This is a genomic window from Methylobacterium aquaticum (assembly GCF_001043915.1).
Lineage (GTDB): Bacteria > Pseudomonadota > Alphaproteobacteria > Rhizobiales > Beijerinckiaceae > Methylobacterium > Methylobacterium aquaticum.
Genome location: NZ_LABX01000460.1, coordinates 1 through 581, shown reverse-complemented (window position 1 = coordinate 581; position 581 = coordinate 1). Strand labels below are relative to the sequence as shown.

The window sequence follows — 581 nt, the reverse complement described above, 5'->3', positions numbered from 1 at the left end:
ACGTCCCTTCGAACGTCCCTTGGACACCGCGATGGCCGTTCCCGTGGACGTCCTCTCGGCGTTCCGGCCGGAGTCACGGTCCATGCCGGATCCGGTCGTGGCGCCGGCTCACGCCGCGGTCGCGGGCATGTCCGAAGCCCCGACGCCCGAGACCCCGACCCGGGAGGCTCCCGCGGACGAGATCGGGTCGCCCGCCCCCCGGTCGTCGGAGGCTCCCGTCGACGAGGCCGTCTGGCGGATGGCGATCGCCGCCCTTCTCGCTGCCGCGCCCGCCGGTGGCGATGCCCCGCCGGCCGAAGCCGGCGCGCTCGACGCGACGGCCTGGGCCGAGAGCATCCGGGCGCTCGCGGGCACCGGAACCGGACCGGTCCCGATCGCGGCGCCGCGCGCCCCCGCTGGCCTCGCCCCGGCCGCGACCGCCCGCGACCCCCTCGCGGCCCTGCGCGACGCCGTCTCCCGCAACGCCGCCTGAGGAGCCGTCCCGATGCGCAGCCTCCTCGTCGCCACCCTGGGCAGCCTCCTGTGCGGGGCCTCCGCCCTGGCCCAGACCTTCTCGGGGTTCGGCCCGACCCCCACCATGG

1 protein-coding gene is annotated in these 581 nt (G+C 77.8%); it reads left to right on the top strand.

All coding sequences use genetic code 11. The features are described from left to right. Nucleotides 1-82: 82 nt before the first annotated feature. Nucleotides 83-472 (top strand): hypothetical protein, encoded by a 390-nt coding sequence (locus VP06_RS33235; protein ID WP_156295896.1) that lies wholly within the window; start codon nt 83-85, stop codon nt 470-472. Nucleotides 473-581: the final 109 nt, after the last annotated feature.

Bases quoted from the DNA above. Each gene is read 5' to 3' on its own strand.
- VP06_RS33235 (WP_156295896.1), top strand. From the start codon at position 83: ATGCCGGATCCGGTCGTGGCGCCGGCTCACGCCGCGGTCGCGGGCATG.